The following is a 25,780-nucleotide window of genomic DNA, read 5'->3' as shown; positions in this document are numbered from 1 at the left end:
ACCTTGTTATATGGTATATAAATCAGTTTACTGGCTACAGGCCAACTGAACGCGAGCGCGAACTGCTTTTTCAGTATCGTTAGTCAGCATTAATTGAAATTTAGCAAGAATAGGCGATTGGACTAGAGCTACTTTTGCTAAAGCTTGTAATCCAACAATAGCAGCATAACGAATTGACCAGTCTGTATCTTCACAGATAAAGAGAAGTGTCTCTAGGGCGCGGTTGATGGCTATTTGACTGGCGGAAATGTCTAGCTTCTGCCAATGTAGATTTCCTAGTCCCTTAGCAGCGGCACGGCGAACACTGGGGGCAAAATCAGTGAGTGTTGTGGAGATGAGAATATCTAAAGCCCGGGGATCTGCGATCGCTGCGAGAGTGCGAATCGAATAAGCCCGTGCGCCATAGTTATAATCATCAATTTGGTCTAGCAATTGTGGCACTGCTATTTCTCCCAACTGCGTCAATGCTGCTGCTGCCACTATGGCTGCTTCTGGATTGTTATAACCAAAGACAGCAATTAAAGTCGGAATTGCCGATGGATCTTTGGCTGCTGCCAGATTTTTAACTGCTGTCACCATCTGGGAAGGTGTGTCTGCTACGGTAATAGCCCGAATTAGTTCATCCATTTTTCCGTTGTCAGTGGTCAGTGGTCAGTGGTCAGTGGTCAGTGGTCAGTAGTTTTACAACTGACAATTAACAACTGACTACTGACTACAAGAGTGAATCCATGAGATTCATGACTCGGATAGCTTGTTCAGATATACCAAAAGTATCAGACTGTTGTGGCAGTTGATACTCTAATAATCCTTTCAAAGCGATAAGTTTAAAGCTATTTTCCACTTGCGTTTGGGCGATCGCTTCTGCTGCGGCCAAATACCCAATTGCTCCCAAATCCCCCAACACAACGCGACGCATTTTCAAATCAGCCGTTGCCAAAGTTTTCACTAATAACTCACCATAAATAGAGTCTTGTGTCAGTTGGTACATGGCTCTAGCGGCGGAGCATTGTAATCGAGGCACAGAATGCTTGAGAAAAGGCTGCACAAGGGAAGTAGCCTCAGTTGCACCCATCGCTCCCAAGGCTTCTAATACTGCTGTATAGGGCTGGGTAAGGTGGGGAAAACCAGGTACTTGTACAGCAGCCTCAACTCCCCCATCTAGCAGTTTTATCAGGGCTGGTAATGCGGTTTTATCTCCAAGCATAGCTAAAGATTGGGCTGCTGCTTCGCGGACATAAAAATCAGCACATTCTAAACACCTAATCAAACCTGGTACGGCTTTTAAATTGCCTAATTTACCAAGCGCCCTGGCAGCATTACGCCGTAAGGGATAACCACCCAGTTCGGTTCTGTCAGATTCATCCTCTAGCGCAGCAATGAGCGCGTCTATGGCTTCTGGCTGACGGACTCGGAACTTACCCAACCACCAAGCAGCATAATAGCGGAGACTTAAATCTGATGATTGCAGGTTAGCAATAGCTATCTCTGGTGTCAGATTTGGTGCATTCTGGGCAGAATATTCTTCTCCACTGGTTTCTATCATTGCCAGGAAGTTATACTTATTCTGCTACTGTCAAAGCTTCAATTTTGACGATTCTGCCACCTAAACGGCTAATCCGCTGCATTTCTTCAGTCATGCGTCCGTAGGGTACGGTAATAAATACGCTACCACTGCGGCGAATGTCGAATTTATTTTTGTCGGTTTCTTGATTTTGCTTTAAGCCGACAACTTCGTAACGAAATACGCGGCTGGCAGATGAAGAAACACTACTAGCACCAAGTGTGGTTTGACCGAACATTACTTCTATATCTCCTATGATGAGTTTTGTCGTTGACACTCTGCGGTCTGAAGACACGCAGATTCTCTAAGATTTAACTTAAAAGGGATAGTCAAATATCCCCCTAGACGCTCAAAACAACTACTAGCACGAGAAGTATTGCAATTGCGCTTACTTAGGATTCAATTAATGCTTTCCGAGTTCATCACAAGCCAGTTCGGTACGCTCCATGTTTTCCCATTACTTGTTTACCCAGAGTTGCAGTGCAGGTACGAGGTAAATCAGGGGTTGCTCCTTACAAAACACTTCAATACGTAGATGATTATTCCTACTCACAGTTTAATTTTATCATTTTCACGGTGGTTAAAACCACTCGTGGCGTGTTTCCTCCACTGTCTGAAGCCAAGTGGCTTCCACACGACCCGCGATATTTTTGTGAATAGCACCGGATCTTACGTGGAAATTACGCTGACAATTTTGCCGCCAACTCTCTGAATTTGCTGCATTTTGTCTAGAAGGCGCTCGTAAGGGACAATAAATACTGTGCTGCTACGGCGCACACTGGGGTATCCAGGATTGCGAATGCCTGTAACTTCAACACGGTAAGTGCGATTCGATTGTCCTACGGCATTACCGAGATTTTGCTTAGGAGCGTTATCCGCAGATACACGGAAACCCCAATTATCGTTACTACCAGATGGGCCAACAACTGAGGAAGATTTATTACTAGCTAATTCCCGCGCTAAACGAGATTTAGAACCTTCTACTTGAGCAGTATCGCTGTTGGCATAACCACGATATAAACGGAACATCCGCGTAAAACCAGCGGCACTTTGTCCTGCTTGAAAATCAAAACCGCGATAGTAGGGAACAACACTTTCCCCAAAGCTGTTTTGATATTCTTGAGAATCAATGTAGGAGTCAATTTCCGCGTCGTAACCTTGGTTAATATATAAGTCTAAGTGATAAGTTACTTCGGACTCATTGTATGGTGCGCGACCCAACAAATGTTTATAGTTGAGTTCAATTAACCGAGTTTGGAAACTGTTGTAGAAGAATTTAGCTTTGTAGAGTTCTGATTTAGCAACGCTGCGAACAAACTCGCGCACGCTTAAATTACCATCGCGTAAAAGTGATTCTGCACTAATCAGGCGATTTGATGCCAATATATAGTCATTTCCCAAAACGTGCCGATAAACAGCACGAATTACCGCTTCGACTTCTTCGCGGCTGGGGTTAGGGCGCAGTTCAACTCTGCGTGCGTCGCTAAAAGCCTCTGTTCCCAGTCTGGAAGCTGCTGTTGTAATTGCCATGTTTTTTCCCCTTTATTGTGCCGAATTTTGGCTGAATAAAGCTTGGTCAGTTGTCAATTGTCAGTGGTCAGTGGTCAGTGGTCAGTGGTCAGTGGTCAGTGGTCAGTGGTCAGTGGTCAGTGGTCAGTGGTCAGTTGCCTCTTGCCTCTTGCCTCTTGCCTCTTGCCTCTTGCCTCTTGCCTCTTGCCTCTTGCCCTATTTTATTTGTAGATAAAACTATGCCCGGAGCCAGATCCAATTGCTAGGTGAACCAGAGTGATCTTGGAGATTTTAACGCCACTTAATTTCTAGTCAGAATATTTTCCAACTTACGCAGTGACTCCCCATGAATAACTGGCAAACCCCTTGAGGGGTAACTCCATCTAACAATTGTATCCCTCTCCGGGCATGACGCTATCTAGCTAAGAGCGTTGATTGCGTAGTCAATGTAGGTATTAGCTTCGTTAGCAGCTTGACCGCTCAAACCATGACTAGCTTTGATTGATTTCAATGCTTCTACGTACCAGCTAGGAGACAAATCAAACGCGCCGTTGATTTCAGTCAAACCAGCAATCAAGAACTCATCCAAAGGACCTGTTCCACCAGCAACTAGGCTGTAGGTGATGATGCGGAGGTAGTGACCAACGTCACGAGCGCATTTAGCTTTACCACGGCTATCAGCGGCAAATTGATTGCCTGGTGTGGAGGTTGTGTAAGGGAATTTGCTGTATACAGCGCTGGTAGCGCCATCAATCAATTTTTGAGCGTTAGCGGTTAAACCACGAGCAGCTTCCATGCTGGCAGCAGCACGAACTAGACGACCATTAACTGCTTGTAATTCGGTGTTGCTTAAAAAGCGTCCTTGGGTATCAGCAGATGCGATTGCTTCGGTAATTGGTGTTTTCATTGGTGAAAATCTCCTAGATAGTTTCTTGCTTGTTTTACTGGGAAAAGCTCAATTAAGATTGGAGCTAATTTGTAATGAATTGTTAGGCAACAGCAGCCGCAGCGCGGTCGAAGTAGCTTGCAATTTCAGAAACCAAAGAACTGCAATCACCTTTGGTGATACCGTTAGGATCGTTAACGATACCGATCGCTGCTTCTTTCATTTTACCAACACCAACTGCTACGGAAGAACCAGGAGTACCCAAAGCTTGGTATGTTTCGCGCAAACCATTTAAGCAACGGTCATCAAGAACACTAGCATCACCAGCGATCGCTGCGTAGGTTACATAGCGTAAAATGATTTCCATGTCGCGGAGACAAGCAGCCATACGACGGTTGGTGTAAGCGTTTCCACCAGGAGCGATCAAGTTGGGTTGTTCTTCAAACAAAGAACGAGCCGCGTTGGTAACGATAGCAGAAGCGTTGCTTGTGATCCGGTTAACAGCATCTAGACGCTTGTTACCGGAAGCTACAACTGCGGTTAAAGCATCTAGTTGTTCGGTGCTGAGGAATTCGCCTCTAGCGTCAGCTTGGGAAACAACTTTGGAAAATACATCTAATGTCATGGACTCTAATCTCCTAAATTACTTAGTTGAGAGATGTCTAAATTAAAACTAATTTGGATCTGTTCGCAACGGAGTCAAATCAAAGCGTCTCTCATTTTGTCTTCTCATCTACCAGTTTACAGTTTAAAAACCAGAAATTATGAGAGTCAAGGGGAATTTTTTGAGAAACCGGCAAACTTGATGAATTGCCTGCTTTTTTCAACTTTCTCCTGTTGTTTAACCCCTACAGTTTATGTTTATACAATGCCATAGAGCCATTATTTGTTACAAATTATGAATAAATAAGATCGTCGCCTACAAACTAGCTCAAATCCTTTATACACAAGGATTACAACTGATAAAAAGTCAATATTTTTGTTACACGACTTTACATTTTTTGACAACAATCGCAATATTCAGCAGTTAAAGATTGTTTTAATTTTCCAGAAACTCACTATCATAAATGGATTACAGCAGTTTTTTGTTGTATAAGTTTTAGCTAAGTTTTGTTAAGAATTGTTAAATTTACATTCTTAAATATTTGGAAAACCTGCTACTTTTTCCCCCCAGGGGGGATATAAATACTAAAAAAGCTATATTCACAAATTGAGAATAAATGGCTATTTTTGCAGAAATTCTTAATAAAGACCACTACGACGGCGCAACACTTCCAGTAAAGTTGCAAAGCTGCGGGGAAGGGGTGCTGTCACTTCCACCAAATTTCCAGAAACGGGATGTTGTAGCTGGAGTTTCCAAGCGTGTAATGCTTGTCCTGGCAAATTTACGCCGAGGGAATGACCAGAACTATAAATGGGGTCGCCAACGAGAGGATGACCCATTTTGGCACTGTGGACGCGAATTTGATGGGTCCGGCCTGTTTCTAGTTGAAAGTGAATTAATGTGTAATTTCCAAAGCGTTCTTTTACTCGCCAATGGGTGACAGCATTACGTCCACCATCTTCTATAGAAACAATGGCCATTCTTTTGCGGTCCTGGGGATTGCGACCAATGGGTAAGTCTATACTTCCGGTTTCTGTTTTGGGGACACCGTAAATTAAACCTAAATATTCTCTTCTGGCGGTTTTTGCTTGTAGTTGTGCTTGTAGATGTTGATAAGCCAGGTCTGTTTTAGCGATCGCAATCGCTCCCGTTGTATCCTTGTCCAAACGATGGACAATTCCCGGACGCTGAATGCCACCAATTCCCGGTAAATTGGGACAGTGTGCCAAGATAGCATTAACTAAAGTTCCGTCAGGATGGCCTGGTGCGGGGTGAACAACCAAACCGGCGGGTTTATTGATAATAATTAACTCGTCGTCTTCATAGAGGATGTCTAGGGGAATATTCTCGGCGATTATTGCTAAAGGTTGAACGACGGGAATTTCGAGGGTAATGAGATCGCCTGTTTTTAGGTTAATCTTCTTAGATGTGCAGATTAGATTATTAATTTGGACATGACCCTGTTCTATTAACTGCTGGATGCGAGAACGGGATAAATCTGATAACTCTTGGGATAGGTAACGATCTAGGCGATCGCTATTTTCGGTAACTTGGATATTATTAATTGCAGACACGATTAGGTATTGGGTGATTTAAGAAACATTGGGCTTAAAAATTAGAGGTGTTCGGGTCAAACCTCTAGACTTCATTTTTTCATATTATGTTTAACATACTTTTTTATTTCTCTAAAAAATCTATAGTAACCTAAAAGTAAGAATTCAAGAATTAGAATTTAAAACCTTTGTAAAATCCAGTAATTAAATGATCATGAGAGAAAATTTTAATGATCAATCTCAGAGTATGAATACAATTCCGATTAGTAGATATAGATTTTTCCAAAAGCTACAACCAATTACTCTATTAAAGAAGATTACTAATAATTCTTTTACTGGTTGTTTACAAGTCTTTAGCGAGTCGGGTGCATGGTCAATATATATGGATCAGGGTAAGTTAATTTACGCTGGTTACTCTGAGGAAATGTTTGAACCTCTTTACCGAAATTTACAGCAATTAAGTCAGCAAATTTCTACTCTTCCTCTGGGTATCAACGAACAGGTACGGATGATTTTTGAAAAAGATATTGAGAATCAATCAATCCCCAATCCGGATTATTTAGCAATTTGTTGGTTAGTTAATCAAAAATATATTAGTCACGTCCAGGCTGCTTTGCTGATTGAAAAATTGGCGCTGGAGGTTTTACAACCATTACTGAAGTTAGAATATGGCAGTTATGAATTTGTTCCTCATACTTTTTTAGATAATCTCCCTAAATTTTGTCATTTGAATTTAAGAACTTTAGTGGAACAATCTCAATCAGGGGTTAAGGTTGATGTTCAGAAAAATTTGAATTTTGAAAATTATTATCAGTCAGATTCACATAGCACATATCAGGAACAATTACCCAAAAATAATTCTGAGCAAGTTGATTCTAAACCACATATAAATCAGCCGATTAACCCTCAAGTTACTGCTAGAAAGAAATACAGTATTTTGGGTGTGGACGATGATTATAGCATATTAAATGCTGTGGAAAATTTTTTAGATGAGCAAATATTTTCTGTGCTGAAATTCATGGATTCTTCCCAAGCTTTAATGGAAATTCTGCGAGCGCAGCCAGATATCATTTTACTAAGTGTAGAAATGCCTAATTTAAATGGCTATGAAATCTGTTCTTTATTACGGAAGCACACGCATTATAAAAATACTCCTGTGATTTTGATGACTGAAAGAATGGGATTAAGAGATAGAGCAAAAGCTAAGTTTGTGAAAGCTAATGGTTATTTAGAAAAACCTTTTTCCCAAGGGGATTTACTGAAAATAATTTTTCAACATATTGTGTGAAAATTCACAAGTCAGGTTAATGAACTTCATCATGGCTGCCAATATCTATCAATAAAAGGTTATCAAATTTAGCTGCGTAACAGCTTACAATCGGGAAATATTGAGGATTACATTTATCCAGTGTAATCTTCATCTATCACTAAGTAACTGACTAAGTAGAACGGCTTGAATAATTCAAAGTTTGTAGTGAGGAATTTATTCCTCATTTGAGGGCTGAAGCCCTCACTACGAAATCATCTCCAGATTTTTTACATTACTTAATATACTTTGATTTATTTTCGTCTACTTACTTAAAGTAAAAAACCACATCTTCAACGAACTAATATGGGGTGGTTCATAAAATATGTTATTACAATAGTATTACTCTGATAAAGAAGCTATTAACTTATGTACACCTTAAAAATTCGTAAAGTTGGAAATTCCTTGGGCTTAACATTACCTAAAGAAGCCCTGGAAAAACTTAAAGTTCAAGAAGGAGACAGCGTATTTGTCACTGAAACCCCAGCCGGTGTTATGATAACTTCTTGTAATCCTGATTTTGAAAAAGCAATGGAAGCCTACAAAAAAGTCAGCACAAAATACAGAAATGCACTTCATGAGTTAGGGAAATGAATGGAATTTTCTGGTTAGATGAAATAATTGTTACAGCTATACATGAAGACCAATTAATACAGCATGGTGGTCTTGCAGGTGTGCGAGATAACAGTTTGTTTGTAGCTAGTTTAGATAGACCAAAGAATTTACTTGCTTATGGTGAACCTACACCCAGTATATTTGATTTAGCAGCGGCTTATGGTTATGGATTTGCTAAAAATCATGCTTTTATAGACGGTAATAAACGGGTAGCTTTCGTAGTAATGGCTATCTTTCTGGAATTAAATGGATATTCGTTGAATGTTCCAGAACCGGAAGTTGTTTTAATAATGGAACGACTAGCAAACGGCCAAGAAAGTCAAGAAACCATACCTGTTCCGCTTCAAGAAAATTCTATTCAATATTAAAGGGTATTCGTAGTTTACCAGACTATTATTTCCACATTTCCGGGGGGTAAATTCACGGGTTCGGTAATCAGCAAGTTACCAGATTGATCAATTTTTCCTTTGAGTTTGTATGCTTGCATGATGTTTTTCATGAGAGGATGATTGAAAAGTGGTATTCCGTAATTTTCATCACATTGCTACCCCCCTTTCCCCTTGTAAAGGGGGGAAACAATAAAAATCCAGTTCCCTCCCCTTTACAAGGGGAGGGTTAGGGTAGGGTAAAAAATATTTGATACATCAACCATAACTTTTCAAACACCCTCTGAGACTCTGTTTTTATATTATCTCCCGTTGAGCAGAATTCAATCTCTAAATTTGGGTTTAAATTATGATAACTACACTCATTGAACGAGAAGCAGAACCTATTTTAATTAGTGACTTAACCTGGAGAGAATTTAAAGCTGTTGAACAGCTAATTGAGCGCCCAGGGGTAAGGTTATCTTTTTTAGATGGAGTCTTGGAGATTCGGAAAAACCCAGGTAAGAAATATCAAATTATCAAAGAACGTATTGCTTCTTTAGTAGAAATTTATTTAGAATTTTTGGAATTAGATTTTACTCCTACTGGTTCTGTTACCCTAGAAAATGAATTAGAAAAGGTCAAAAAAGAAGGTGATGAATCTTATGAATTGGGAGCGAATAGAAAACGCCCTGATTTAGTGATTGAGGTGGTTGTTAGTAGTGGTGGAATTGATAAACTGGAAGCATACAAACGGTTACAAATTCCTGAAGTTTGGTTTTGGATAAATGATGAATTATTATTTTATAGTTTAGGAAATGATGGTTATGAGTCCGTTAGTAAATCGCAACTTTTACCGAGTTTAGATGTGGATTTATTGATGGGTTGTATTAATATAGAAAATCATGCTCAAGCGCTGCGGGAATTTCGAGCAGGGATGAAAATTATTGAACCAACATAACAATATAAAATGGTGATTTTTCCGCTCTCTCGCACCAAGACTTGTGGAGTGTAACCTATGTTAGGATGTCTCCAGTATATTTTCTTAAAAATTAATCTACAGGAATATCACCATGAGCTTACAGCGCACCTTTATCAAAATGGAAGGACAAATGGTCGAAGACCGCTACCAACTTCAAAATCTACTGGGGGTAGGCGGGTTTGGTGGCGTGTTTAAAGGTCAGGATGTCTTTTTAGGTAAAATTCTGCGGAATGTAGCCATTAAAATTATCGCCCCCTTGGATATTGAAAATTTTGCTGGGTTATCCAAGGAAAAACGGGAAGCGGAATATACAAGACAACAAGGGCAACAACGGGACGAATTAGGTACAGCAGTGAATCTATCCCATTCCCATGTTGTTACTGGATTTCATGTCGGTCTATGGCGGTGGCAAGGGGAGGATTATCTCTATCTGGTAATGGAATTAGCCCAAGGGACTCTCCAAGATGAACTGCGGGACAAGCAACCCAGTGAGGCGGAAGTAGTGGACATTCTTTTGCAGGTTGCACGGGGATTGGATTACTTACACCGAGAAAAACGGCTTATTCATCGGGATGTCAAGCCTGGTAATATTTTGCGTTGCCAAGAGCAGTGGAAGTTAAGCGATTTCGGGTTGTCGCGGCAGATGAGTGACAAATCTCAATCTCGCACTGGTAATATCGCTGGCTCAATCGCTTTTATGCCACCAGAGGCGTTTGGGAATGAAAGCGTGGTATCAACGGCGTGGGATATGTGGTCATTAGGGATTTTGGGAGCGGCGCTGGTGGATGGAGGTCGTTTACCCTTTAACTATCAAAGTGAAATGGACTTAATGCTGAAGATTTATCAGGGTGATGTCAAGCTACCAACCAGGATTCCAGAACGGTTAGCCCCTGTAGTTACTAATTGCTTGTTAAGGGAGAAAAGCAAGCGCTGGAGTGCGGCACAGGTGATTGAATATTTATCAAACCGCCAGAATACAACAATAGCTCCAAAAGCGTCATCCATACCTCAACCAGTAAGCCCAGAGGTACAATTAAAATCAGATGTAGGAATGGATTATAGTAAACTGCATGATTTACTCAAAGCTGGAAAATGGAAAGAAGCAGATGAAGAAACAGCAAGGGTAATGTTAGCGGTTGCAAAACGGGGAAGGGAAGGTTGGTTAAGGAAAGAAGATATTGATAATTTTCCCTGTGCAGACCTCCGCACCATTGACCAGTTGTGGGTAAAATACAGTGATGGTAGATTTGGGTTTTCTGTTCAAAAACGCATTTATCAGGGTTTAGGCGGAACGGGAGAATTTGATCTTGAAATCTTTTATCTGTTCGGAGACAAGGTAGGATGGAGGAAAGGAGGATACTGGCAATTCTACAAGGATATTACTTTTGACAAAAAAGCGCCCTCCGGCCACCTTCCTTTGATGTTGTCTAGGGGTAGGAGGGCGGGTGAGGCGGGTGGGGATGTGTCTTCTCTTGCGTCGAGACTTGTGGATTGTAACCTGTAAAGATTACAGTTTGTAGGGTGCGTTAGGAGCGCGAAAAGATTATAAAATATACAAATAAATTAAATACGCGACGTAACGCACCATTATTATTGAAGTGCGATCGCAGATCTTGTAGGTTGGGTTGAGGAACGAAACCCAACATTGATATAATAATATTAGTCGGTTTTAGTATTGGCGATGCCCTTGGCAACCACTTTGTGGTATCGCTTATTTTCAAGTTAGGATGAAATAAGCGAGAGAGATTTTGTTGTCATGAATAAGAGGACTCAACTGCTCGAAGTAATTGCAGCTTTACCAGAGGAATTAGTTGACCAAGCATTGAATTACGTGCAAATGTTGCAACATCCAATTCAGATTACACCTGGAGTTTGCGGGGGACAAGCGCGAATTAGAAATACACGAATTCCCCTATGGACTTTGGTATCATATCGTCAACAAGGTGCGCCGGATGAAGAATTATTGGCAAATTATCCTGGATTGACTGCGGAAGATTTAAGTGCAGCTTGGCATTACTACGAACAAAATCCCGAACAAATCGATCAAGAAATTGCCCAAGATGATTTAGTTTAATGGCATTACAATTTTACAAAACATGAAAATTTTCCGATCGCAATGGTAAACTTACTCAGATCGGAGGGACACGATGTATTAACTTCCTACGAAGCAGGTCAAGCAAATCAAGGGATTCCTGACGATGTTGTTTTGCAGTATGCCACAGCGACAGGTCGCATTTTGATTACGGAAAATCGCCAAGATTTTATCGATCTACATCGCACTGCACCAAATCATGCTGGCATGATTATTTTTAAACACGATCGTGATTATACTGGGAAAGTCAAGGCGATAATTGATTTTTTGGATGAGGATAGTCGCACCTTAGAGAATCGTTTGTTGCGGGTTATGAAGCAAAATATAAAAGCAGTCGGACAGATTTTTTTCGTACAAGAGTATGGTAGAAATGGTGAAGATTAAAATTAAAATGTTGGGTTGCGCGATCGCTTAACCCAACCTACGATTTTTGACTAATTGAAGTTCCAAATAAAACCTGAGTGCGATCGCTGATCTTGTAGGTTGGGTTGAGGAACGAAACCCAACATTAACGATATAATATCTAAAAAAGAACTGAAAACTATAAATTAACTGAAAGGGCGATAACATCTTACACCGGCTCTAATAACTTTTTGGGGCGTTGCTCCATATCGTTGGTGTTTTTTCAATATCCGTTCGCGCCCCTGATGGCGAAGCTGTTATGCTGAACCTACCTGAGTTCGACGTAAGAGAATAACTTACAAGTGTTGACTGGAAAGAGTTTCAGGATTAAATAAATTTTTAGCGGTTGTCAATAATTTTCGGTTGTTGACAATTGATTGGGAATAAATAATATAAATTGTAAATTTTTCTTAAAAACCATTAAATAACATTATTAATCATTTTCAAGATTGCACCAAAGATTTAAGAATAAAGTAGTTGTTTGAGCAAGGAAAATGGACAATGGAATTAGAACAATTATTTTGTGCAATAGATGATTTCTGTTGGGATTTTGAAGCAAAATTGAACTCAGAACTAATTTCGAGCCAGTCACAAAAAAGAAAAAGAAAAAGTCGCTTATGTTTAAGTGAAGTCATGACTATTATTGTTCATTTTCACCAATCAAGTTATCGTAATTTTCAGGACTATTATCAAAAAAGCATTTTAACAAACTACCACAGATATTTTCCATCTTTAGTGAGTTATAATCGCTTTGTTGAATTAATGCCTGATGCTTTACTGCCTTTAATTTGTTATCTTAATAGTCGAAAAGGTCAATGTAGTGGCATCTCTTTTATTGACAGCATGGGTATTCCTATTTGTCATAATAAAAGAGCAAAAAGAAATAAAGTTTTCCGTGGCTTATCGGGCTGGGGCAAGAGTTCTGTGGATTGGTACTTTGGATTTAAACTTCATTTAATTATTAATGAACAAGGCGAATTATTAGCTTTTCAAGTTACTCCCGGAAATGTTGATGACCGGAAACCAGTTCCTACTTTGGCACAAAATTTATGGGGAAGACTTTTTGGAGATAAAGGATATATTTCTAAAAGTTTATTTCAGAAACTATTGGAAAATGATGTGAAATTAATTACTCCTTTTAAGAAGAATATGAAGAATAAATTAGTTGAATTGTGGGAAAAATTTATGTTAAGAAAAAGAGCTTTAATCGAAACTGTCAACGACCAACTATGGCTACGCCACGCAGGCTATCAAAATATTTCCCAAGTTGTTCATTCTCGTCATCGCAGTATTTCTAATTTTATGGTTAATATTATTGCGGTTCGGCTTCGCTCACCGACCACTGGTTTAATTGCTTATACTTGGCAAGATAAAAAACCTTATTTAAAATTAGATAAACATGAAGTAACTTCTCTACCAGCTTTATTAATTTAATTATTTTCATGCAATTAAATTATGAGTCCAAAATATTCAATTTTGGATTGTTTTCTCTTGTTTATTTATTATCAACAATCATTGCTAATTGAGAAAAGCCTGATATAATTAGTTTTCAGGATGATTATTTATATCGAACTCAGGTGGTTTAGTAAAAACATTTGTTGCTAAACTATAATCAGGGAAACACCAAAATCAAATTATGAACTTAAATACAATTCAACAAGATATTGCATCTCTTCCTCCCGATGCACAACAAATCATAGTCGAACTCGTAAAAGTCCTGAAAAAACGCTATCTTCTGAATCAACAAGAATCTTCAGAAAATTCCTTGCCAGACTGGTCAGACTTTATCGGTTGCATAGAAGCTGAAACAGACCTCTCAAAAAACTATAAAAACTACTTAGATCGTGAAATTAATCAAAAATATGATCATAGTTGATACAGGCTTTTGGTTAGCTCTTGCTAATAAAAAAGATGCAGTTCATATAGTTGCAAAAAAACGATTTCAAGATTTAGCTAATCAGCAATTTATTACAACTTGGTGTGTCGTCACAGAAACTTGCTATCTATTACAAAAAAGAGTAGGAGTAGATGCTCCAAAAATCTTTATTAATAAAATTTCTACAGGAAAACTACAAATCTTTGATCTGAAACAACATCACTGCCAGCGTATTGAAGAACTAATGGAAAAATATAAAGATTTACCTATGGATTTAGCCGATGCTTCTCTCGTTATCCTGGCAGAAGAATTAGGTCATGGACAAATTTTATCAGTTGATTATCGAGACTTTAACACCTATCGCTGGAAAAATACAGAACCCTTTGATAACCTATTTCATGAGTTTTTATGACTTAGTACCTACATCTCGAACATGAAGCGATCGCTAATCCTGTAGGCTGCATTAATAAAATGTAATAAACCTTTTTAAAATGAAAACAGACAGCATATTTTACCGATTGTTTCAAGAAATACCTAGTATATTTTTTGAACTCATTGGTAACTCTCCCCAACTAGCAGAACTTTATCAATTTTCATCAGTTGAAGTCAAACAAACAGCCTTGAGAATAGATGGAGTTTTCTTACCTGACCAAAATACAGATAACCCCATCTACTTTTTAGAAGTACAATTTCAACTAGATACGGATCTCTACCATAGACTTTTTAGCGAAATCTTTCTTTACATCCGCCAAAACAAACCCAAAAATAACTGGAATGCTGTAGTTATCTATCCAACGCGCAGCATAGATACACAAGATATTCAGCATTATCAGGAATTTTTTACGAGTCAACGAGTTAGAGTTATTTATCTCGATGAATTAGCAGAAACAACATCTTTACCCATTGGTATTGCTACAATAAAACTAATCATCGCTAACCCAGATAATTCCATTACCCAAGCTAGAGAATTAATCACCAGAACTAAACAAGAGATAGATTCTCAACTGCAACAGCAACAAGTATTACAAATCATCGAGACAATTTTAATTTACAAGTTTCCAAGAATGAATAGGGAGGAAATAGAAGCCATGTTTGGATTAAGTGAGTTAAAACAAACCCGATTTTATCAAGAAGCAAAAGAAGAAGGTGAACGCAAAGCCAAGTTAGACGCAGTTCCTGGTTTGATAGGATTAGGTTTAACCACAGAACAAATCGCACAGGTTTTAAATTTAAGTTTGGCAGAAATTAGCGAAATTATTCAACAACAGAATATCAACACAAAGGACAAATAAAAAGGATGTGTAAGAGGATGTTTGAAAAGTTTTGAATGTATAAATTGACCCCTCTCCAAACCTCTCCCCGACGCGGGGAGAGGCTTTGAAAACCCCATTCCCTGGTAGGGAAGGGGGGCAGGGGGGTTAGGTTTTTGGAGATTATGGGTTTCATCTGATACTTTATGGCTAACGCCACGCTTCGCTATCAAACAACCTCTAACCCTAACCAAACTTTTCCTCTATTTTTTCTCCTGTACAGAATCAGATAATATATCGTGTAATTTCACGACTGCACCAATTACAGCTATTGCCGGTGCAAGAAATCCCTTTGCTTCCACTTGTTCTACAATTGTCCCCAATTCACCAATTAATTCTTCCTGTTCTGGCCGAGTTCCCCAGCGGATTAAGGCAATGGGTGTATCTAAACTCAATCCAGCTAGAGTAAACTGTTCAATAATGTAGGGTAAATTGTGAATACCCATATAAATTACTATAGTTTCCGAACCGTGCGCTATGGCTTGCCAATTTACCTGGGGTTTATACTTACCGGCGGATTCATGTCCAGTTACAAAGGTGACAGAAGAACTATAAAGCCGATGGGTTAAGGGTATACCAGCATAGGCCGCTGCGGCGATTCCTGATGTAATCCCTGGCACAACTTCTACAGGAATACCTGCGGCTACCAATTCTGCCATTTCTTCCCCACCACGACCGAAAATAAAAGGATCACCACCTTTAAGCCGAACAACTATGGCATTATTCTCCGCTTTCTCAATCAGTAATTGGGTAGTGACTTCCTGTAACAGTGAATGTCTACCCATGCGTTTACCCGCATTGATTTGTTCTGCTTCAGGATTGATCATTTCCAGCACTTCTGGACTTACCAAAGCATCATAAATAACCACATCTGCACAGGTTAATAAGCCTTTTCCTTTGAGAGTCATGAGTCCAGGATCTCCAGGACCTGCACCGACTAAATAAACTTTACCCAAAAACTTTGTCCTCTTCTTTGATGAAATTCTCGATTAAATTCGCAAATTCTCGACTTGTTCCTAATGGTTGTGCGAGTTGAAAACTTACTGATGGAAATTGTAATTTTAGCGTTTCTACTGCCAGTGCGATCGCATCAGTTATCCCACCTGTAAATAAAAAATAGGGGAAAATCGCAATTCGTCCATAACCAGCGGCTATCAATTCCTGTACTCTGACTTCTAAACTGGGAGGGACAGACCAATAAGCTGTAACTGCGTCCACAGTAGCTGCTATATTTTCCACAGGGGTATGAGAACCAGCCCGTCGGCTACCATGAGCCAAAATAATAGATACATCTGCTTTAATCGTAGTCATCATCCCCGCAAAAAACTTGGCTAAACCAGGATAACTACCAATATAAGGACGCAATTCTATTGTCATTCCTTCAGTTATAGCCTGTTCTGCAAGGGCGATTTCTGCGGGAATATCAGTCATGACATGAAATCCCGGTAACAAAAATAGGGGGATAATTTGCACCCTTTGACAACCAAAAGCCTGAACACGATGAGCAAAATCTTGAATTTGCAGGTGTAAAGGTTGGATATTTGCCTCTAGAGTAGCAACACCTACGAAATTTTCACCTTGGGGTAATATCTCACTTAACATTCCCGCTAATTGCTGCATAGCAATATCTGGACGAGGATCACGACTCCCATGAGACACTAAAAGATAAGCTGTAATTTTATTAATTTGCATATTTGGGGATTGGGGACTGGGGGACTGAGAAACACAGGAGAAAGATGCTAATTTATTTTTCTTCAGCATTGTAAGTATAAAATTGATTCAATGCTCCCACTGTTTCAAATTTATATCCTGGTATCCAAGAATCAAGTTTGATTTCCGTGCGGTAAATACTAAAGATTATATAGTCTTGTCGGTTAGTTGTGGTGGTAATCAGTTCTTTGATGTGTGGTGTGGCGGATTGAAGCAACTCTTGACAATTAACTTTGATTAATTTTTCCAAGAAACTTGGTGTTTTGTGACAGACATCAGCTTCTAAATATGTTGTCAGCTTTTGAACGGCATATTGTTCATATTCACCCTGATTGGGGTTAGTTTTCGCCATAATTGCTCCCAAGACCGTAACGCTCGCTGCTCCTACACATATAAGAATAGTCAAAGGTTTCATATTCTAGCCTGAACTGGTATATTTATTAGTCTTTTAAACACTACCAAGAAAATTATCTAATTTCTGCTAAAAAAAGCTTGATTATTTTCTGGAGGTAATGCTATACTCACAGAGTGAATGGCGAGCGTAGCCAAGTGGTTAAGGCAGTGGTTTGTGGTACCACCATTCGTGGGTTCGATCCCCATCGTTCGCCCTATTAAATTATGACTCTGTAAGTTCAGAGTTGTTGTAAAGTATAAAAGTACGAATTAGACCTTTTTAGAAGTTGGGAAAAAGGGGGTATTTTTCTGTCAGCTTTTCCGAGTCTTGCAGTAAATCTAATGGCGATAATTCTCAAAAATCCTGCTAAAGTAACTATTTAGATTGGCATATTTATATATGAATAACAATGATTTAGCTTTTACCCCAGCTTTAGAGTTAGCGCAATTAATCCGTCTGCGGGAAGTGTCACCGCTAGAGTTGGTGGAAGTATATTTAGAAAGAATCGAACGCTTAAATCCCCAACTGGGAAGTTATTTTACAGTCACGGCAGATTTAGCCATTGCTGATGCTAAAAACAAAACAGAATTACTGACAACGACTTCAGAATTACCGCCATTTTTTGGTGTACCAATTTCCATTAAAGACTTAAGTGCGGTTGCGGGTGTTACTTGTACTTACGGAAATTCGGCACTGTTAAATAATATTGCTAATCATGATGATGGTGTAGTTACCAGAATTAAACAAGCTGGTTTTATTATTCTTGGTAAAACCGCAACTTCGGAATTAGGTTCTTATCCTTACAGTGAACCTGCGGGATTTCCCCCAGCGAGAAACCCTTGGAATTTAGAATATACTCCTGGTGGTTCTAGTGGTGGTGCAGCATCATCAGTAGCAGCGGGATTAAGTGCAATTGCCCAAGGTTCAGATGGTGGTGGTTCAGTGCGTGGTCCGGCGGCTTGCTGTGGTGTTGTTGGCATCAAACCAGCCAGAGGCAGAGTCTCTAAAGCCCCTGTAGGCGATCGCTTGGGGGGCATTGCGGTGGATGGTCCCCTTGCCCGCACAGTGGCTGATGCAGCGGCTATGTTAGATGTGATCTCTGGCTATGTCACAGGTGATCCTTATTGGCTACCAAATCCGCAACCATCATTTCTCTCTGCAACTCAAGTCAAATTAGATAGTCTGAAAATTGCCTTTAGTACCAGTATTCTGCCCTTTGGAGAAGCTGACGCTAACTGTAAACAAGGAGTATTAAAAACCGTCGGGTTATTAGCACAATTTGGACATCAAGTTGAGGAAAAATACCCAGATTTTAGTAGTTTAATCGAACCATTTATAGTAGTTTGGCAAGCTGGAATAGCAGCAGCAGGAATTCCTTCGCCAGCCTTACAGCCTTTAAACCAATGGTTATTAGCAAAAAATGGTTCTGTAGCTGAATATCTGCAAGCACTTTCCCAAATGCAAATTGTCTCCCGGCAAATTATCGCATTTTTTGATACTGTAGATGTATTGGTATTACCAGTTTATCTCCATTCTCCCATTCGCGTCGGTGAATGGGCAGATTTGAGTCCAGAAGAGACATTTGCCAAAATTGCCCATTGGGTCGCGCCTTGTCCTGTTGCAAATGCTACCGGATTACCTGCGATCGCCCTTCCTGTCGGTTTCGATAGTCATGGTTTACCCCTCAGTGTACAGTTAATTGGTAAACCTGCGGCTGAGTCTACCTTAATTAGTTTAGCAGCGCAATTAGAAGCCGCTAACCCTTGGATTCAACATCGTCCAGCACTTTAAGTCAAAATCAGGATTTACAAAATGTCAGAATCAGGATTTACAGGATTTAGAGATTTACAGGATTGTTATTCTTGAAATAATCTGAAAAACAGAAAGTTTGCAAATATCTGCATATTGAATCCTGTTAATCCTTCAATCCTGAGCATCCTGATTCAGACAGAGAAATGATCTGAAAAACAGAAAGTTTGCAAATATCTGCATATTGAATCCTGTTAATCCTTCAATCCTGAGCATCCTGATTCAGACAGAGAAATAATCTGAAAAACAGAAAGTTTGCAAATATCTGCATACTAAATCCTATTAATCATTTAATCTTAATAATCCTGATTCGGACCATAAATTCCAATTAATTAGCCAGTTTTTCCTGTTCACGGGCATCTACTACTAAAACTAAACAAAGTGCGGCAACTGCTTTTTCCCATTCTTGACGCACTTTCACATCTTCCACACCATCAAATAAACCCACCAACCGGGGAACAGCTTGTTCTAAAGCTGCGTGGGGTACGGGACGATGTAATTCAACTAAGTGATTGATACTTTCTTGATTATTGAGAAAACCAACCACCCATTTTGTTGTATGATCTGGACTGTCAGGAACACGCTCAACTCCTAACTCGTTTTTTAGCCAATCATAAAAAAGTGGTAAATGTTCAGCCAATACTGCACCGGCTGTAGGTAAGGTTTTTTTGAGTAAGCTAATATCTAAACTGTCTAATTCTTGTTTCAGAGCCGGTGAATTTAGTACCTCATTTAACGGTGTGGAAAGTATTGCTGTTATTTCCGATTCGGAAAAATCTAAATTTTGGGTGAAAGTTGAAATTAGAGATTCCATTTTCTACACTCCAGAGATTATTCCATTGGCTGTAGAATCATGATAGCGTAACGCACCAAAATCCTTGATCATGTTGCATTACTAATTTCATCCTATTTCAATAACAGCCCACACCAATAATATTTCTCAGCAACTGTAATAATTTGGTAACTCAATTATAACTCTATCATTTCATTACTCAGAGATTTTATGCAAATGAAATAACCGATTTTTTAGCTTTCTACATGATTAGTGAAGATGTGATTTTGTATGCCTATAAAAACTAAAATAAGATGGGCATTGCCTGTTATAGATACAATATTTTAATTTTTGCAAAAATTAAATTTGAGAGACACGAAATTTCCGTCTCTCAAATCCAAAATCTAAAATCCAAAATTGGACTACGCTTTCTTCAACCAGCTAAACATAGCGCGTAAATCCTTACCAACAGCCTCAATAGGATGTTCAGCTTCTTGACGACGCATAGCAGTAAAACCAGGTTTACCAGCTTGGTTTTCTAAAACAAATTCCCGTGCAAATTGTCCAGATTGAATTTCGCTGAGAATCTTCTTCATTTCCGCTTTAGTATCGGCGGTAACAACGCGAGGACCGCGAGTATAATCACCATATTCGGCAGTATTAGAAATACTATCGCGCATGGTGGCTAATCCACCTTCTACCACTAAATCAACAATTAATTTGACTTCGTGCAGACATTCAAAATAAGCGAGTTCTGGTTGATAACCTGCTTCTACTAAGGTTTCAAAACCGGCTTTGATTAAAGCACTCAAACCACCACACAATACTGCTTGTTCCCCAAACAAATCGGTTTCGGTTTCTTCACGGAAAGTAGTTTCCAAAATACCGGCGCGTGTACCACCAATACCTCTAGCATAAGCCATAGCGCGATCGCGGGCATGACCAGTGGCATCTTGATAAACTGCAAATAACGCAGGTACACCTTGTCCTTGTTCGTAGGTACGACGCACCAAATGTCCAGGGCCTTTAGGTGCAACCATGACGACATCAACATCAGCAGGAGGTACAACCTGTGCAAAATGGATATTAAAACCATGTGCAAAAGCTAAAACGTTTCCAGCTTCTAAATTGGGTTCAATTTCGTTTTTGTAAATTGTTTTTTGGACTTCATCAGGTAATAAAATCATGATGAAATCAGCAGCTTTCGCAGCATCAGCAACATTTTTTACAGTCAAGCCAGCAGCTTCGGCTTTAGCTGTGGACTTACTGCCGGGATATAATCCCACAATGACGTTAACACCGCTATCTTTAAGATTCAGCGCGTGAGCATGACCTTGAGAACCATAACCAATAATAGCAACGGTTTTACCTTTTAAAAGGTCTAAATTAGCATCTTCATCATAATACATACGCGCCATAGAAGCATCTCCTGTTTATAAAGGCTGTCATGAAATTGGCAGACTTACGATTGTATCGCAAATTGGGGAACAGGGAATAGGGAACAGGGAACAGGGAATAAAAATTACAATTACCCAACTTCCTCCTTCCTTCTTCCTTCTTCCTCCTGACTCCTGACTCCTGACTCCTGACTCCTTTCAATCCCCTACTTTTATTTTTTTTTCAGAAGTTCAAGATAAACAGAAATAATTGTGATAATTTTGATACAAATTTGTTAAGAATAGTTACAGCCCTGTAATGGAAGGAAATATTTTTTATGGTTGATCTAGCTGACAAGAAACCGGTTCATCAAGTCGTGATTATTGGTGGTGGTTTTGGTGGATTGTATGCCGCTAAGTCTATGGCTAAAGCTAATGTACAAATCACGCTGATTGATAAACGCAATTTTCATCTCTTTCAACCACTGCTGTACCAAGTCGCTACAGGTTCTTTGTCCCCAGCGGATATTTCCTCTCCTTTGCGTGCTGTTCTCAGCAAAAGCAAGAATACAAAGGTGCTGTTGGGTGAAGTGAATGATATTGACACTACCGCCCAAAATGTGATGGTAGGTGCGGAATCCGTCCCCTACGATACCTTAATTGTGGCTACAGGGGCGAAGCATTCCTATTTTGGGAAGGATAACTGGGAAGAGTTTGCACCGGGTTTAAAGACTGTAGAAGATGCAATTGAGATGCGTCGGCGGATATTTTCCGCATTTGAAGCGGCTGAAAGCGAAAGTGATCCGGTAAAACGCCAAGCTTTGTTAACTTTTGTAATTGTTGGTGGTGGTCCAACTGGGGTAGAATTGGCGGGAGCGATCGCTGAATTGGCAACTAAAACCCTGACAGAAGATTTCCGCAACATTGACACCGCAGAAACCAGAGTTTTATTGTTAGAAGGTTTAGATCGGATTCTTCCACCTTTTGCACCGGAATTATCTCACACAGCGGAAGCATCTTTAAAAGCTTTGGGTGTGGATGTGCAAACCAAAACCTTAGTTACACATATTGAAAATGATATTGTGACGATTAAGCAAGGTGATGATGTTAAAGAAATTGCTGCAAAAACCGTGTTGTGGGCTGCGGGTGTGAAAGCCTCACCAATGGGGAAAGTTTTGACAGAGAAGACGGGAGTTGAGAGCGATCGGGCAGGTCGTGTTATGGTTGAACCAGACCTAAGTATTAAAGGATTTCCCAACATCTTCGTAGTTGGTGACTTAGCAAATTTCGCCCATCAAAATGATAAACCTTTACCGGGAGTTGCGCCAGTCGCCATGCAGGAAGGCGAATATGTGGCTAAACTCATTCAAAAACGGTTGAAAGGTGAAACATTACGTCCATTCAAATATGTGGATAGAGGTAGTTTAGCAATGATTGGGCAACACGCCGCAGTTGTTGATTTAGGATTTATCAAACTCAGAGGTTTCTTGGCGTGGTTTGTCTGGTTATTTATTCATATCTACTTCTTGATTGAATTTGATAATAAGTTAGTGGTGATGATTCAATGGTTGTGGAGTTATTTTACCCGCAATCGTGGCGCGAGATTAATTACAGGTAAGGAAACTATTGCACCTGTACCAACGCCAGTCATCCCAAAAAAACCGTTAAATGTGTAGTTCCTCCCTCGTTCCCAGTCTCTGACTGGGAATGCCCTCTAGAGGCTCTGCCTCCCATATTCCCTCATTATTATTAAAAAACTGCCTCTCATATTAAAATAAAATCACCACATCTACCAAATTAAATGAAACAATGGGACGCAGCCGCTATCATGTATTAGGAACTCAACCGCATTTCCTCACCTGCACATTAGTAAATTGGATGCCATTATTTGGCAATATTGAACTTGTCCAAATTATCATAGATTCCCTCAACTTTCTCCAACGTCAGCAGCGTTTGACATTATATGGTTATGTCATTATGGAAAATCATCTTCATCTCATCGCTGCGGCTGCAAACTTATCTAAAGAAATAGGGAATTTTAAATCATTTACGGCTCGTTCCATTATTGATTTACTCCAGAAAAATAATGCTGAATATATACTTAATCAATTAGAATTTCATAAATTAAAACACAAGATCAAACAAGATTATCAACTGTGGCAAGAAGGTTTTCATCCCCAAGCAATTGCTAATGAAGAAATGTTTATCCAAAAATTAGAATATATTCATAATAATCCGGTGCGACGTGGGTATGTTGATGATCCGGCTCATTGGCGTTATTCTAGTTACCGGAATTATATGGAATTGCCGAGTTTATTAGAGGTGGAATTGATTGATTTGTGAGATATTGAGGCAGAGCCTCTTGATAGCATTCCTAGTCAGAGACTAGGAACGAGGAAGAATAAATTTTAATTTTTCTGCCGTTATTTAAGGTTATTTTAACAATAAAATTTTTTCTTGTTCTAGTGTATTTGCTTTTTGATGTGCTAAAATGTCTGTATCTTGCATTGCTTACTTAATAAAGCCATTTTACACAGGGAGTAGAAATTGTATTATGTTCACAGATGATAAAAACGATTTTATTAAAAATTGGGCGATCGCTGTAACTATATTTTTGTTTTTGATAGCTGTTGCTGTTACAGTTTATTTTATCTCAATGATTTTAATTACTGACAGAACAGAATTATTGAGAAACAAATATGAATATATTGTTGAAAGTCTTAAAGTATTAGGTTTATTCATTAGTGGAGGGGCAGTAATTGTTAATGTTTACTTTGCAGGTAGACGTGCAGAGGCTATGGAAAAGACTGCAAAGGCTACAAATAGAAATGCAGACGCGGCAAATAAAAATGCAGAGGCTGCAAATAGAAATGCAGACGCAGCAAATAAAAATGCTGAGACTGCGAATGAAAAGCAAATTACAGAACGTTTTGCTAAAGCCATAGAACAACTTGCGAGTGAAAAAATTGAAGTTAGATTAGGCGCAATTTATACACTAGAGAGAATTGCCAAAGATTCAGAAAAAGATCAATGGACAATTATGGAAGTTCTGACAGCTTTTGTGCGTGAGAATGCACCTGTTAAAAAAGAAGATAAATCACAGAATAAAAAATCGTTTATAGATGAATTTCTAAATACTCAAAATAACAAAGAGACAGAAGAACTACCAAAACTTCGGCTTGATATTCAAGAGTGTCTGACTGTAATTGGACGACGCGAACACCCAGATCCAGAAAATAAAAGACTTGATTTAAGTAATGTTAATATCAGGAAAGCTAATCTTCAACAAGCCAAACTCCAAGGAGCTAATCTCACGGAAGCGAACCTCGAAGGAGCTAACCTCATAAGAGCCGAACTCGAAAGAGCTAACCTCACAGAAGCCAACCTTACAGAAGCCGACCTCACAAAAGCTTACCTTACAAAAGCCGACCTCAGAGAAGCCGACCTCACAGGAGCCAACCTCGCAGGAGCCAACCTCGCAGAAGCCAACCTCGCAGAAGCTAACCTCGCAGAAGCTAACCTCACAGGAGCTAACCTTAGAGAAGCTTACCTTGAAGAAGCAAACCTCACAGGAGCTAACCTCATGATAGCCAACCTCACAGAATGGTTTTGTGAAGCTTGATCATCTGTATAACTCGTTCCCAGTCTCCAGACTGGGAATGCTATTTTAGAGGCTCTGCCTCAAGTGTCTTAATGTAATGCTAAAATAAAACTGTAACTTCTGAATTATTGCTACATTTTAGAAATATAAATTTTATATATAAGATTATCAATAGTGTATCAAACAGATCCACCTATTTATCCTAAATAAACATTATTAAAGTAAGTAGCTTAAAGATTAAAATAAAAATGTAGAATTAGGAGATTTTGGTAATGGCTTTAACAATTTTAGATGAGCAATTAGAAAGTATTCAGCTTTCGGCTGAGGTTCAGGAAAAAGCTTTACAAAAAGCTAAAGAAGGTTATGTAATGACATTATTAGAAGTAGGAGAAATTAGCAGTGGTAGGGCGGGAAAAATTCTTGGTGTTTCTCGTTTAGAAGTAATAGAAATGATGAAAAAATGGGGTATTTCTCTTTTTGATGATTCTCAAAACTTGGAAGAATTACGTCAAGAAGTGGAACAGGCAGAGTTAATTTTAAATCAGCAGATTTCTTAAATAATTATTGTTTCTGATACTACGCCAATTAGCGAGTTAGCAAAAGTGGATCATCTTGATTTGTTGCCAAAACTTTTTGGTAAAGTTGTGATTCCCCAGGGTGTATTTGATGAATTGCAGGTAGGTGAGCATCCAGCAGCAAAACTTGTTCAGAATTTGTCTTGGTTGGAGATTGTAACGGTAGATAATCAGCAATTGGTTAGGGAGTTACAACAGTCGTTTAAGTTAGATTTAGGAGAGTCAGAAGCTATTGCTTTAGCGGAAGAAATTGGTGCTTCTCAGTTGTTAATTGATGAAAGGGCTGCCAGGAAGGTGGCTATGGCTCGAAAGTTACCTTTAATTGGGACTGTGGGGATTTTGCTGTTAGCGAAGCGTCGAGGGTTGTTGGATAGTGTTAAGGATGTTTTAAATGAAATGCAAGCACAGGAAATGAGAATTTCAGATCGGCTTTATGTGCAGGTTTTGACTTTAGCACAGGAAAAGAACGGGGAATAATAGGT

At 39.3% G+C, this 25,780-nt stretch carries 29 protein-coding genes and 1 tRNA gene; 18 read left to right on the top strand and 12 right to left on the bottom strand.

Translation table 11 applies throughout. The annotated features are described in order from the left end of the window. Nucleotides 1-27: 27 nt before the first annotated feature. The 7 genes from BMF77_RS03530 to BMF77_RS03495 form a co-directional block, all read right to left on the bottom strand. Nucleotides 28-627, bottom strand: a complete 600-nt coding sequence (locus BMF77_RS03530) for a HEAT repeat domain-containing protein (RefSeq protein ID WP_148760696.1) — start codon at nt 625-627, stop codon at nt 28-30. Nucleotides 628-712: 85 nt separating this feature from the next. Continuing rightward, nucleotides 713-1,543 (bottom strand): HEAT repeat domain-containing protein, encoded by an 831-nt coding sequence (locus BMF77_RS03525; RefSeq protein ID WP_148760694.1) that lies wholly within the window; start codon nt 1,541-1,543, stop codon nt 713-715. Between the two features lie 16 nt (nt 1,544-1,559). Further along, nucleotides 1,560-1,799, bottom strand: a complete 240-nt coding sequence (locus BMF77_RS03520; protein WP_015079018.1) for a phycobilisome linker polypeptide — start codon at nt 1,797-1,799, stop codon at nt 1,560-1,562. A 431-nt stretch (nt 1,800-2,230) separates the two neighbouring features. After that, nucleotides 2,231-3,091, bottom strand: coding sequence for a phycobilisome linker polypeptide (locus BMF77_RS03515; protein WP_148760692.1), 861 nt, complete (start codon nt 3,089-3,091; stop codon nt 2,231-2,233). A 397-nt stretch (nt 3,092-3,488) separates the two neighbouring features. Continuing rightward, nucleotides 3,489-3,977 carry a phycocyanin subunit alpha gene (cpcA, locus tag BMF77_RS03505; protein ID WP_148760690.1) on the bottom strand — a complete coding sequence of 163 codons (489 nt, stop codon included), beginning with the start codon at nt 3,975-3,977 and terminating at the stop codon, nt 3,489-3,491. A gap of 82 nt (nt 3,978-4,059) precedes the next feature. Beyond that, on the bottom strand, nt 4,060-4,581 hold the full coding sequence (locus BMF77_RS03500) for a phycocyanin subunit beta (RefSeq protein ID WP_148760688.1): 522 nt from the start codon (nt 4,579-4,581) through the stop codon (nt 4,060-4,062). A 617-nt stretch (nt 4,582-5,198) separates the two neighbouring features. Beyond that, nucleotides 5,199-6,134 (bottom strand): RluA family pseudouridine synthase, encoded by a 936-nt coding sequence (locus BMF77_RS03495; RefSeq protein WP_148760686.1) that lies wholly within the window; start codon nt 6,132-6,134, stop codon nt 5,199-5,201. A 226-nt stretch (nt 6,135-6,360) separates the two neighbouring features. On the opposite strand from BMF77_RS03495, the gene BMF77_RS03490 reads away from it, so the two are divergent. The 11 genes from BMF77_RS03490 to BMF77_RS03440 all read left to right on the top strand — a co-directional run bounded on the left by BMF77_RS03490 (nt 6,361) and on the right by BMF77_RS03440 (nt 15,043). After that, nucleotides 6,361-7,401: a response regulator gene (locus BMF77_RS03490; protein WP_148766772.1), complete on the top strand. Its 1,041-nt coding sequence runs from the start codon at nt 6,361-6,363 to the stop codon at nt 7,399-7,401. Between the two features lie 387 nt (nt 7,402-7,788). After that, nucleotides 7,789-8,013 (top strand): AbrB/MazE/SpoVT family DNA-binding domain-containing protein, encoded by a 225-nt coding sequence (locus BMF77_RS03485; RefSeq protein WP_148760684.1) that lies wholly within the window; start codon nt 7,789-7,791, stop codon nt 8,011-8,013. Further along, nucleotides 8,010-8,402 (top strand): type II toxin-antitoxin system death-on-curing family toxin, encoded by a 393-nt coding sequence (locus BMF77_RS03480; RefSeq protein ID WP_148760682.1) that lies wholly within the window; start codon nt 8,010-8,012, stop codon nt 8,400-8,402. The genes BMF77_RS03485 and BMF77_RS03480 overlap by 4 nt, the downstream gene beginning before the upstream one ends. A 367-nt stretch (nt 8,403-8,769) precedes the next feature. Next, nucleotides 8,770-9,360, top strand: coding sequence for a Uma2 family endonuclease (locus BMF77_RS03475; protein WP_148760680.1), 591 nt, complete (start codon nt 8,770-8,772; stop codon nt 9,358-9,360). Between the two features lie 112 nt (nt 9,361-9,472). Continuing rightward, complete coding sequence (locus tag BMF77_RS03470; RefSeq protein WP_148760678.1) at nt 9,473-10,885, top strand: serine/threonine-protein kinase; 1,413 nt, start codon at nt 9,473-9,475, stop codon at nt 10,883-10,885. A gap of 252 nt (nt 10,886-11,137) precedes the next feature. After that, a complete protein-coding gene (locus BMF77_RS03465) occupies nt 11,138-11,455 on the top strand; it encodes a DUF433 domain-containing protein (protein WP_015079007.1) in 318 nt (105 codons plus the stop codon). A gap of 42 nt (nt 11,456-11,497) precedes the next feature. Beyond that, nucleotides 11,498-11,857, top strand: coding sequence for a DUF5615 family PIN-like protein (locus BMF77_RS03460; RefSeq protein ID WP_148760676.1), 360 nt, complete (start codon nt 11,498-11,500; stop codon nt 11,855-11,857). A 519-nt stretch (nt 11,858-12,376) separates the two neighbouring features. Beyond that, nucleotides 12,377-13,309: an IS982 family transposase gene (locus BMF77_RS03455; protein ID WP_148760674.1), complete on the top strand. Its 933-nt coding sequence runs from the start codon at nt 12,377-12,379 to the stop codon at nt 13,307-13,309. A 202-nt stretch (nt 13,310-13,511) separates the two neighbouring features. Continuing rightward, nucleotides 13,512-13,751, top strand: a complete 240-nt coding sequence (locus tag BMF77_RS03450; protein WP_148760672.1) for a hypothetical protein — start codon at nt 13,512-13,514, stop codon at nt 13,749-13,751. Continuing rightward, a complete protein-coding gene (locus BMF77_RS03445; RefSeq protein WP_148760670.1) occupies nt 13,738-14,163 on the top strand; it encodes a type II toxin-antitoxin system VapC family toxin in 426 nt (141 codons plus the stop codon). The genes BMF77_RS03450 and BMF77_RS03445 overlap by 14 nt, the downstream gene beginning before the upstream one ends. Before the next feature lie 79 nt (nt 14,164-14,242). After that, nucleotides 14,243-15,043, top strand: coding sequence for an Rpn family recombination-promoting nuclease/putative transposase (locus tag BMF77_RS03440; protein WP_148760668.1), 801 nt, complete (start codon nt 14,243-14,245; stop codon nt 15,041-15,043). A 221-nt stretch (nt 15,044-15,264) separates the two neighbouring features. Here BMF77_RS03440 and cobA read toward each other — a convergent pair whose 3' ends face one another. Genes cobA through BMF77_RS03420 form a run of 3 tightly spaced genes read right to left on the bottom strand, consistent with a single transcriptional unit; the run spans nt 15,265 to nt 17,186 of the window. Next, complete coding sequence (cobA, locus tag BMF77_RS03430; protein ID WP_148760666.1) at nt 15,265-16,017, bottom strand: uroporphyrinogen-III C-methyltransferase; 753 nt, start codon at nt 16,015-16,017, stop codon at nt 15,265-15,267. Continuing rightward, on the bottom strand, nt 16,010-16,822 hold the full coding sequence (locus tag BMF77_RS03425) for a sirohydrochlorin chelatase (RefSeq protein WP_246863059.1): 813 nt from the start codon (nt 16,820-16,822) through the stop codon (nt 16,010-16,012). Before BMF77_RS03425 ends, cobA begins: the two co-directional genes overlap by 8 nt. Further along, nucleotides 16,806-17,186 carry a DUF4359 domain-containing protein gene (locus BMF77_RS03420; protein WP_015079000.1) on the bottom strand — a complete coding sequence of 127 codons (381 nt, stop codon included), beginning with the start codon at nt 17,184-17,186 and terminating at the stop codon, nt 16,806-16,808. The genes BMF77_RS03425 and BMF77_RS03420 overlap by 17 nt, the downstream gene beginning before the upstream one ends. Before the next feature lie 120 nt (nt 17,187-17,306). Between BMF77_RS03420 and BMF77_RS03415 the strand changes: the two genes are divergently transcribed. After that, nucleotides 17,307-17,379: transfer RNA gene (locus BMF77_RS03415), tRNA-His, on the top strand. A 185-nt stretch (nt 17,380-17,564) separates the two neighbouring features. After that, nucleotides 17,565-18,956: an amidase gene (locus BMF77_RS03410; protein ID WP_148760664.1), complete on the top strand. Its 1,392-nt coding sequence runs from the start codon at nt 17,565-17,567 to the stop codon at nt 18,954-18,956. 346 nt (nt 18,957-19,302) lie between these two features. On the opposite strand, the gene BMF77_RS03405 is transcribed toward BMF77_RS03410, so the two are convergent. Together BMF77_RS03405 and ilvC are read right to left on the bottom strand one after the other, a co-directional pair. Next, nucleotides 19,303-19,788 carry a hypothetical protein gene (locus BMF77_RS03405; protein ID WP_015078998.1) on the bottom strand — a complete coding sequence of 162 codons (486 nt, stop codon included), beginning with the start codon at nt 19,786-19,788 and terminating at the stop codon, nt 19,303-19,305. 380 nt (nt 19,789-20,168) lie between these two features. Beyond that, nucleotides 20,169-21,164, bottom strand: a complete 996-nt coding sequence (gene ilvC, locus BMF77_RS03400) for a ketol-acid reductoisomerase (RefSeq protein WP_148760662.1) — start codon at nt 21,162-21,164, stop codon at nt 20,169-20,171. Nucleotides 21,165-21,460: 296 nt separating this feature from the next. Between ilvC and BMF77_RS03395 the strand changes: the two genes are divergently transcribed. The 5 genes from BMF77_RS03395 (at nt 21,461) to BMF77_RS03375 (ending at nt 25,775) form a co-directional block, all read left to right on the top strand. Beyond that, nucleotides 21,461-22,798, top strand: coding sequence for an NAD(P)/FAD-dependent oxidoreductase (locus BMF77_RS03395; protein ID WP_148760660.1), 1,338 nt, complete (start codon nt 21,461-21,463; stop codon nt 22,796-22,798). Between the two features lie 133 nt (nt 22,799-22,931). Further along, complete coding sequence (locus BMF77_RS03390) at nt 22,932-23,465, top strand: transposase (RefSeq protein WP_015078995.1); 534 nt, start codon at nt 22,932-22,934, stop codon at nt 23,463-23,465. Nucleotides 23,466-23,676: 211 nt separating this feature from the next. After that, on the top strand, nt 23,677-24,744 hold the full coding sequence (locus BMF77_RS03385) for a pentapeptide repeat-containing protein (RefSeq protein ID WP_168204389.1): 1,068 nt from the start codon (nt 23,677-23,679) through the stop codon (nt 24,742-24,744). Nucleotides 24,745-24,995: 251 nt separating this feature from the next. Continuing rightward, nucleotides 24,996-25,280 carry a UPF0175 family protein gene (locus BMF77_RS03380; RefSeq protein ID WP_028091754.1) on the top strand — a complete coding sequence of 95 codons (285 nt, stop codon included), beginning with the start codon at nt 24,996-24,998 and terminating at the stop codon, nt 25,278-25,280. Between the two features lie 45 nt (nt 25,281-25,325). After that, nucleotides 25,326-25,775 (top strand): DUF3368 domain-containing protein, encoded by a 450-nt coding sequence (locus BMF77_RS03375; RefSeq protein ID WP_246863058.1) that lies wholly within the window; start codon nt 25,326-25,328, stop codon nt 25,773-25,775. Nucleotides 25,776-25,780: the final 5 nt, after the last annotated feature.

The organism is Dolichospermum sp. UHCC 0315A (assembly GCF_008121535.1).
Taxonomy (GTDB): domain Bacteria; phylum Cyanobacteriota; class Cyanobacteriia; order Cyanobacteriales; family Nostocaceae; genus Dolichospermum; species Dolichospermum lemmermannii.
This window is presented reverse-complemented; position numbering and strand designations above follow the sequence as displayed.